Raw genomic sequence first — 10440 nt, forward strand, 5'->3', positions numbered from 1 at the left:
ACAAGGAAGTGACACACGTGGCTGACGACGACAAGTACGTGGAATACCTCAAGCGGGTCACGGGCGAACTGCGGCAGACCCGCCGCAAGCTGCGCGAGGCCGAGGAGCGCACCAGTGAGCCCATCGCCATCGTCGCGATGAGCTGCCGCTTCCCCGGCGGCGTCCGCACCCCCGAGGACCTGTGGCGCCTGGTCGACGAGGGCGGCGACGCCATCGGACCGCTGCCCGAGGACCGCGGCTGGGACATCGCCGACCGCTACGACCCCGACCCCGACCGGCCGGGCACCTTCTCCACCCGCGAGGGCGGCTTCCTCGGCGACGCCGCCTCCTTCGACGCCGCGTTCTTCGGCATGAGCCCCCGCGAGGCGCTGGCCACCGACCCGCAGCAGCGCATCCTCCTCGAAGCCTCCTGGGAGGTCCTCGAACGCGCCGGGATCCGCCCGCAGTCCCTGCGCTCCAGCGCCACCGGCGTCTTCGTCGGCGCCGCCACCTCCGGTTACGGGCAGGGCCCGGTCGAGGTGCCCGAGGACGTGCACGGCCTGATGCTCGCCGGGAACGCGACCTCCGTCGCCTCCGGCCGCATCTCCTACGTCCTCGGACTTGAGGGGCCCACTGTCACCGTCGACACGGCCTGTTCCTCCTCGCTGGTCGCGCTGCACTGGGCGGTGCAGGCGCTGCGGGCGGGGGAGTGCGACCTCGCGCTGGCGGGCGGGGTCGCCGTGATGGCCACGCCCGGGCTGCTCTTCGAGTTCAGCCGTCAGCGCGGGCTCGCGCCCGACGGCCGCTGCAAGGCGTTCGCCGACGCCGCCGACGGCACCGGCTGGTCCGAGGGCGTCGGCCTGCTCCTGGTCGAGCGGCTCTCCGACGCCCGCCGCAACGGGCACCCCGTCCTCGCCGTGGTCCGCGGCTCCGCCGTCAACTCCGACGGCGCCTCGAACGGCCTGACCGCGCCCAACGGGCCCGCCCAGCAGCGCGTCATCGAACAGGCCCTCGCCAACGCCGGGCTCACCGCCGCCGACATCGACGCCGTCGAGGCGCACGGCACCGGCACCACCCTCGGCGACCCGATCGAGGCCCAGGCCCTCCTGGCCACCTACGGCCGCGCCAAGGACGCCGAACAGCCCCTGTTCCTGGGCTCCCTCAAGTCCAACCTCGGTCACACGCAGGCCGCCGCCGGAGTCGCGGGCGTCATCAAGACGGTCATGGCGCTCCAGCACGGCCGGCTGCCGCGCACCCTCCACGTCGACACGCCGTCCACCCATGTCGACTGGGACGCCGGGCACGTCCGGCTGCTCACGGAACCCGCCGACTGGCCCGTCACCGAAGGCCGCCCGCGCCGCGCCGCCGTCTCCTCCTTCGGCATCAGCGGCACCAACGCGCACACCATCCTGGAGGCCGCCCCCGCACCGGAGGAGCCGGTCCAGGAGGCCGGACAGGCCGCCGCCGTACGGCTTCCGCTCGCGCCCTGGCTGCTGTCCGCGCGCGGCGCCGACGCCCTGCGCGGCCAGGCCGCCCGCCTCCTCGACCACGTAGCCGCGCACCCGGGCGACGACCCGCACGTCACCGCGCGGGCCCTCGCCACCACCCGGCAGTCCTTCGAGCACCGCGCCGTCGTCCTGGCCGCGGACACGGCCGCCGCCCGCGAGGCCCTCGCCGCCCTCGCGGCGGGAGAGGAGCACCCGGCCGTCGTCACCGGCCGCACCCTGCGCGGCGCCACCGCCTTCCTCTTCTCCGGGCAGGGCGCCCAGCGCCCCGGCATGGGCCGCGAACTGTATGCCGCGTTCCCCGCCTTCGCCCGCGCCTTCGACGACGTCTGCGCCCACCTCGACCCCGAACTCGGCCTTTCTCTGCGGGACGTCGTCCTGGACGGCGCCCCGGACGACGAGGCACTGCGCGAGACGGGCCTCGCGCAGCCCGCCCTGTTCGCGATCGAGGTCGCCCTCTACCGGCTCCTGGAGTCCTGGGGCGTCACCCCCAAGTACGTCCTCGGTCACTCCCTGGGCGAACTCTGCGCCGCACACGTCGCCGGCGTGTGGTCCCTGCCCGACGCCTGCCGCCTGGTCGCCGCCCGCGGCCGCCTCATGCAGGCGCTGCCGCAGGGCGGTGCCATGGTCGCCGTCGAAGCGGCCGAGGACGAGGTGACCGCGCTCCTCGCCGCGCACGGCGACGCCGTGTCCGTCGCCGCCGTCAACGGCCCGCGCGCCACGGTGATCTCCGGTGACTGCGCCGTCGTCGAGGCGGTCGCCGCCGAACTCGGCGCCCGCGGCCGCACCACCCGCAGACTGCGCGTCTCGCACGCCTTCCACTCGGCGCGCATGGACGCCGCCCTGGACGGATTCCGCGCCGTCGCCGAGACCGTCACCGCGCACCCGCCGCGGCTGACCGTCCTGTCCAACCTCACGGGACGCCCCGCCACCGCAGACGACCTCGCCTCCGCCGACTACTGGGTGCGCCACCTGCGCCACGCGGTCCGCTTCGCCGACGGCGTCGACTGGCTCGCCGCCCACGGCGTCACCCGCTACGTCGAACTCGGCCCCGACGCCACCCTCACCGCCCTCGCGCGCACCTGCCTGCCCGACGACACCACCGACCGGGCGTGCGTCCCGCTGCTGCGCAAGGACCGCCCCGAGGCGGCCACCCTCCTCGCCGGTGTCGCCGCCGCCCACGCGCACGGCGTCCCCGTCGACCTCGGCTCCCTCCTGGGCAGCGACGCCGCGGACCCGCGCATCGCCCTGCCCACCTACGCCTTCACCCGGGACCGCTACTGGCTGCGCCCCGCCCTGACCACCGCCGACGTCACCGGCGCGGGCCTGACCGGCACCGGGCACCCGCTGCTCGGCGCCGTCGTCCGGGTCGCCGACGACGACCGGGTACTGCTCACCGGCCGCCTGTCCACCCGCGCCCAGCCGTGGCTCGCCGACCACACCGTCTCCGGCGCCGTCCTGCTGCCCGGCACCGCGTTCGTCGAACTCGTGCTGCGCGCCGGTGACGAGGTCGGCTGCGCTCTCCTCGACGACCTGACCCTGGAGGCACCGCTCGTCCTCCCGGCCGACACCGGCGTCCAGCTCCAGCTCGCGCTCGGCGCGCCCGACGGCTCCGGCCGCCGTCCGGTCACCGTGCACGCGCGGCCCGACGCCGACGACGACAGCCCGTGGACCCGGCACGCCACCGCCGTGCTCGCCCCGGCCCCCGCCGAACCGGCCACCGCCCTGACCGCCTGGCCGCCCGCCGACGCCCGGCCGGTCCCGCTCGACGGCTTCTACCCGTCCCTCGCCGCGCAGGGGTACCAGTACGGCCCCGTCTTCCAGGGGCTGCGTGCGGCCTGGCGCTCCGGCGACACCTGGTACGCCGAGATCGCCCTCCCCGAGGACCAGCACCGCGACGCGGCCCGCTACGGACTGCACCCCGCCCTGCTCGACGCGGCCCTGCACGCCCAGCTCACCGGCGGCGGCACGGACGGCGGTGGCGAAGCGGGCGGCGTGGGACTGCCGTTCGCGTTCAGCGGCGTGAGCCTGCACGCCGTCGGTGCCACCGCACTGCGCGTCCGTCTCGACCGCGGCCCCTCCGGCGCCGTACGCCTGACGCTCGCGGACGCCACCGGCGACCCCGTCGCCACGGTCGACTCCCTGGTCAGCCGCCCCGTGGCCGACGGAGCCCTGCACGCCGCCCGCCCCGCCGACGGCGCCCTCTACGCGGTGCGCTGGACCGGCGCGGACCTCGGTCCCGCGCCGGACACCGCCGGCTGGCGGCTGGCCGGCCAGGACCCGGCCCACGGCCTGACCCCCGCGTGGCCCGCGCTCGGCAGCCACGACGACACGCCCTGCGCCGCCGCCGTCCTGCCCGTCGCCTCGCGTCCCGGCGAGACACCCGCCGACGTGGCGGGCCGTGCCCTGACCGACCTCCAAGCTCTCCTCGCCGACCCGCGCGCCGAGCACGCCCCGCTCGTCGTCGTCACCCGCGGAGCCCTCTGCGCCGACGGCGAGGACGTCACCGACCTGCCGGCCGCCGCCGTCTGGGGCCTGGTCCGCGCCGCACAGACCGAGAACCCCGGCCGTCTCGTCCTCGCCGACATCGACGACACCGACGCCTCACGGTCCGCGCTCGCCGCCGCCGTCACCGGGGGAGCATCCCAACTCGTGCTGCGCGAGGGGCGGTTGCTGACCCCCGCGCTCACCCGTACTCCCGCCACGGACCGGGCCCCGGCCTGGGACCCGGACGGTACGGTCCTGATCACCGGCGGCACCGGCGCGCTCGGCGCCCTGGTCGCCCGCCACCTGGTCACCACGCACGGCGTGCGCTCCCTGCTGCTGCTCTCCCGGCGCGGCCCCGAGGCCCCCGGCGCGGCAGAGCTGACGGCCGAACTCACCGCCCACGGCGCCGCCGTACGCGTCGAGGCCTGCGACGCCGCCGACCCCGAAGCCCTCACCGCCGTCCTCTCCGCGCTCCCCGCCGGCCGGCCGCTGCGCGCGGTCGTCCACACCGCCGGGGTCCTGGACGACGGCGTCCTCGGCTCCCTCACCCCCGACCGGCTCGCCGGCGTCCTGCGGGCCAAGGCCGACGCCGCGCTCGCCCTGCACACCGCGACCCGCGACGCCGACCTCACCGCGTTCGTCCTGTTCTCCTCCGCCTCGGGCCTCCTCGGCGGCGCAGGACAGGCCAACTACGCCGCCGCCAACACCGTCCTGGACGCCCTCGCCCACCACCGCCGCGCCACCGGCCGGCCCGCCACCTCCCTGGCCTGGACCCTGTGGGACCACGACAGCGGCATGACCGGCGGACTCGGCGACGACGACCGCCGCCGCATCGCCGCCTCCGGCCTGCCCGCCCTCGACCCGGCGCAGGCGCTGCTCCTGCTCGACCAGGCCCTGGGCGGCGACGAACCGCTGCTCGCACCCCTGCGCACCGACCCCGCCGCCCTGCGCGCCGCGGCGTTCGCCGGACGCCTGCCCGCCCTGCTGCACGGCCTCGTCCCCGCGCCCGCCCGGCGCGCGGCCCGCGCCGCCGACACCGACTCCTCCGCGCTCGGCCGCAAACTGGCCGGGCTCTCCGCGCCCGACCAGGAGCGGCTCCTCCTCGACGTGGTGCGCAAGCACGCCGCCATCGCGCTCGGACACGGCTCGGCCGCCGCCGTCGACGGCGAACAGTCCTTCAAGGACCTCGGGTTCGACTCCCTCACCTCCGTCGACCTGCGCAACCGGCTCACCGCCGAGACCGGCCTGCGGCTGCCCGCCACCCTCGTCTTCGACCACCCCAGGCCCAGCGCGCTCGCCCGGCGCCTCGTCCAGCAACTCGCGGGCACCGCCGAACAGTTCGCCGCCACCACGACCGCCGCCGGACAGGACGACCCGGTCGTCATCGTCGGTATGGCCTGCCAGTACCCCGGCGGCGTCACCTCGCCCGAGGACCTGTGGCGGTTCGTCTCCGAGGGCGGCGACGCCATCGGCGCCTTCCCCACCGACCGCGGCTGGGACCTGGACCGCCTGCCCGGCCTGGAGGCCGGATTCCTGTACGGCGCCACCCACTTCGACGCCTCCCTGTTCGGCATCTCGCCGCGCGAGGCCCTCGCCATGGACCCCCAGCAGCGCCTCCTCCTGGAGACCTCCTGGGAGACCTTCGAACGCGCCGGGATCGACCCGCTGTCCCTGCGCGGCAGCAGCACCGGCGTCTACGTCGGCGCCATGGGCTCCGGCTACGCGTCCGGACTCGCCGACATCCCCGAGGGCATGGAGGGCTACATCGGGCTCGGCGTCTCCGGCAGCGTCATCTCCGGCCGCGTCGCCTACACCTTCGGCCTGGAAGGGCCGACCATGACCGTCGACACGGCCTGCTCCTCCGCCCTGGTCGCCCTGCATCTCGCGGCCCACGCGCTGCGCCAGGGCGAGTGCTCGATGGCCCTGGCCGGCGGCGTCACCGTCATGGCCACGCCCGGCACCTACACCGAGTTCACCGCGCAGAACGGCCTCGCCGCCGACGGCCGGTGCAAGGCGTTCGCCGCGGCCGCCGACGGCACCAGCTTCTCCGAGGGCGTCGGCATGCTCCTCCTCGAACGGCTCTCCGACGCCCGCCGCAACGGCCACCCCGTCCTCGCCGTCGTCCGCGGCTCCGCCACCAACCAGGACGGCGCCTCCAACGGCCTGACCGCGCCCAACGGGCCCTCCCAGGAACGCGTCATCCGCCAGGCCCTCGCCTCCGCCGGCCTGGCGGCGGCCGAGGTCGACGCCGTCGAGGCGCACGGCACCGGCACCACCCTCGGCGACCCCATCGAGGCACAGGCCCTGCTCGCCACCTACGGGCGCGAACACACCGCGGAGCAGCCCCTGTTGCTCGGCTCCGCCAAGTCCAACTTCGGGCACACCCAGGCCGCCGCGGGCGCCGCGGGCGTCATCAAGATGGTCATGGCGATGCGCCACGGCGAGTTGCCGCGCACCCTGCACGTCGACGCGCCCTCGCCGCACATCGACTGGTCCGGCGGCGCCCTCGACCTGCTCACCGAAGCCCGCCCGTGGCCCGCCCGGGACGGCCGTCCGCGCCGCGCCGGCGTCTCCTCCTTCGGCATCAGCGGCAGCAACGCCCACGTCGTCCTGGAGGAACCGCCCGCCGCCCCGCCCACACCCGAGCGGCCCGCACCCGCCGCCGTGCCGCGCGTGCACCCGGTCTCCGGACACACCCCGCACGCGCTGCGCGCCCAGGCCGCCCGCCTGCGCACCCACCTGCTCCAGTACGACGAAGACAGCTACGACGCCCGCGACCTCGTACACAGCCTCGCCACCGCCCGCAACCCGCAGGCGCACCGGGCCGCGGTCGTCGCCGCCGACCGGGACGAACTGCTCACCGGACTCGCCGCCCTCGCCGCCGGGGAGAGCGCCCCGCACGTCATCACCGGCACCGCCGACGGCGGCATGCTCGCCGTCCTCTTCAGCGGGCAGGGCGCCCAGCACCCCGGGATGGGCCGCGAACTCCACGCCACGCAGCCCGTCTTCGCCGAGACCTTCGACACCGTCTGCGCCGAACTCGACCGCCACCTCGACGGCCCGCCCCTGCGCGACGTCGTCTTCGCCGCCGAGGACAGCGCCGAGGCCGCGCTCCTGGACCGGACCGCCTACACGCAGGCCGCGCTGTTCGCGTTCGGCACCGCCGCGCACGCCCTGGCCACCTCGTGGGGCGTACGGGCCGACGTGCTCGGCGGCCACTCGATCGGCGAACTCACCGCCGCGCACGCCGCCGGGGTGTTCGACCTCGCCGACGCCTGCGCGCTGGTCGCCGCCCGCGGCCGGCTCATGCAGAACCTGCCCGAAGGCGGTGCCATGGCCGCCCTGGAGGCCACCGAGGAAGAGGTCCTGCCGCTCCTCGACGGCCGCGCCGACCGGGTGGCGATCGCCGCCGTCAACGGGCCCGTCTCCGTGGTGGTGTCCGGCCAGGCGGCGGACGTGGACGCGATCGCCGCCGAGTTCGCCGGACGCGGCCGCAAGACGCGGCGCCTGCGCGTCTCGCACGCCTTCCACTCGCCGCTCATGGACGCCATGCTCGACGACTTCCGGGCCGTCGCCTCCCGCGTCCGCTACGACGCCCCCACCGTCCCGGTCGTCTCCAACCTCACCGGCGCGCTCGCCACCGGCGACGACCTGGTCACGCCCGACTACTGGGTACGCCATGTGCGCCAGGCCGTCCGCTTCGCCGACGGGGTGGGCGCGCTGGAGGCGGCAGGCGTCACCGGCTACCTCGAACTCGGCCCCGACGCCACCCTGACCACCCTCGTGCAGGACGGCGTCTCCGACACGGCGGCGGTCACCGCCGTGTCCCTGCTGCGCCGCGGCCGGCCCGAGGAGCGCACCGCCCTCCTCGCGGCCGCGGCCCTGCACGTCAACGGGCGCGCCGGGGTTCCCGCCACGCCGCTCGACACCGGGGCGCGGACCGTGCCTCTGCCCACGTACGCCTTCCAGCGGGAGCGGTTCTGGCTGGAGGCGTCGGCGGCCCCGGCCGCGTCCGGCGAGGACTCCGCGTTCTGGGACCTCGTCGAGGCCGCCGACCCCGCCGCGCTCGCCGAGCGGCTCCGCGTCGACACCGACGCACCGCTCAGCGCCGTCCTGCCCGCGCTCGCCGCGTGGCGCGACGAGGACCGCAAGCAGGAGGAGACCCGGCGCTGGGAGCACCGGGTGGTGTGGCGCCCCGCCCCGGAGACCGGTGCCGCCACGCTCACCGGCACCTGGCTCGTCCCTGTACCCGGCAGGCTCGCCGGCACCCCGTGGGCGCGCTCCGTCACCGACGCGCTCACCGCGCACGGGGCACACGTCCGCGTCCTGCCCGTGGACTGCGCAACCACCGACCGCACCAGCCTGACCAGGGCGCTCAGCGGCTTGCGCGAGGAGAGCGACGGCGCCGCTCCCGGCCGTGCCGGGATCACCACTGCCCTCAGCGGCGCGGGCCAGGACGGCAGCGGTGCCGACCCGGCTGAGGCCCGCAACGGACGCCTGGAGGGCGACAGCGCGGCCGCCGCCGACCGCGGCGGGCTCCACCGGGGCACCGACGCCGCCGACCTGCCCACGGCCCGCGACGGCCGCCGGCAGGACCGCGACTCTGCCCCCGCAGACCACTCCGACCCGACCGTCGCCCTCACCGGCCCGCGCCAGGACCCGGCCCCTGCCTGGAACGGCGTCCTCTCCCTGCTCGGCGCCGACACCGAACCGCTGCCCGGGCACGAAGCCGTCCCCGCCGGTCTGGCCGCGACCACCGCCCTCCTCCAGGCCCTCGCCGACGGCGCCGCCGGGGCCGACCCGGTCCGCCTGTGGGCGCTCACCGCGGGCGCGACCGGCGTCCTCGGCACGGAGGCGCCCGCCGTACCCGAGCAGGCCGCCGTATGGGGCCTGGGGCGCACCGCCGCCCTCGAACACCCGCAGCTGTGGGGCGGCCTGGTGGACCTGCCCGCGGGCACCGACGCCGCCGTCCCCGCCGACGTGGCCCGGCGCCTGGTGGCCGCCCTCACCGACACCTCGGGCGAGGACCAGGTCGCCGTCCGCGGCGCGGGGACCTTCCTGCGCCGCCTCGAACACGCTCCGGCGGGTCCGTCCGAGGCGGCCGAACCGGACTGGACCGGCACCGTCCTGCTCACCGGCGCCACCGGCGCGCTCGGCCTGCGCACCGCGTCCTGGCTCGCCGCGCAGGGCGCCGCACGCATCGTCGCCGTCAGCCGCTCGGGCGCGGGCTCCGAGGGCGCGGCCCGCCTGAAGGACGCCCTCGCGGACACCCGCACCGAACTCGTCCTGGCGGCCTGCGACACCGCCGACCGCGCCGCCCTCGCCGCGCTCCTCGCGGAGCACCCCGTGGACGCCGTCGTGCACACCGCGGGCGTTCTCGACGACCGGCTCCTGGACGGCATGGACACCGCCGCCCTGGACCGCGTCCTGCGGCCGAAACTCGCCGCCGCCCGCAACCTCGACGAACTGACCCGCGACCGCGACCTCACCGCGTTCGTCCTGTACTCGTCGGTCTCCGGCACCCTCGGCACCATCGGCCAGGCCAACTACGCGGCCGCCAACGCCTATCTGGACGCCCTGGCCGAGGCCCGCCGGGCCGGAGGCCGGCCCGCCACCTCGCTGGCCTGGGGCCCCTGGGGCGGCGGCGGCATGGCCACCGCCGACGCCGACACCGAGGCCCGGATGCGCCGCGGCGGCGTCCACCCGCTCGACCCCGGCAAGGCGGCCGACGCCCTCGGCCGGGCCACCGCCCGCCCCGACGCGGTCCTCGCCCTCGCCGACATCGACTGGGCCCGCTTCGCCCCCGGCTTCACCACCTCCCGGCCCAGCCCGCTCCTCGCGGACCTCCCCGAGGTCCGCGCGGTGCTCGCCCAGCGCCCGGAGACCGCCGCGGGCGCCCCCCAGTCGCTGCGCGACCGGCTCGCCGGACAGTCCGGCGCCGAACGCGAACGCACCCTGACCACCCTCGTGCGCACCGAGGCCGCCGCCGTCCTCGGCCACACCGGCACCGACCGGGTCGGCGCCTCGACCGCCTTCAACGCGCTCGGGTTCGACTCCCTCATGGCCGTCGAACTGCGCAACCGCATCGGCGCCGCCACCGGCCTCGCCCTGCCAGCCACACTCCTGTTCGACCAGCCGAGCGCGCAGGCACTCGCCGGATACCTGCGCGGCCGGCTCACCGAGGACACCGACGGTGCCGCCGTGGTCCTCGCCGGACTCGACTCCCTGGAAGCGGCCCTGGACGGGCTGCCCGAGGACGACGCACGACGCGACCGCATCGGCGCCCGGCTCCAGTCGCTGCTCGGACGGTTCGGCGGCACGGTCGCCGTCGCCGCCGCGCCCGCGACCGCGGACGGCGCCGACGTGAGCGACCGCCTCCAGGCGGCCGGCGCGGACGAGATCTTCGACTTCATCGAGAACGACCTCGGCATCTCCTGACGAGACGGCCACGGGACCTGAGAACGGGTGA

At 76.8% G+C, this 10440-nt stretch carries 1 protein-coding gene; it reads left to right on the forward strand.

Annotation, left to right across the window (positions count from 1 at the left end; all coding sequences use genetic code 11):
- The first annotated feature begins 17 nt into the window (after positions 1-17).
- Positions 18-10409, forward strand: a complete 10392-nt coding sequence (locus tag ABZY33_RS25740; protein ID WP_356494037.1) for an SDR family NAD(P)-dependent oxidoreductase — start codon at positions 18-20, stop codon at positions 10407-10409.
- Positions 10410-10440 lie beyond the last annotated feature (31 nt).

The organism is Streptomyces sp. NPDC006552 (assembly GCF_040611655.1).
Lineage (GTDB): Bacteria > Actinomycetota > Actinomycetes > Streptomycetales > Streptomycetaceae > Streptomyces.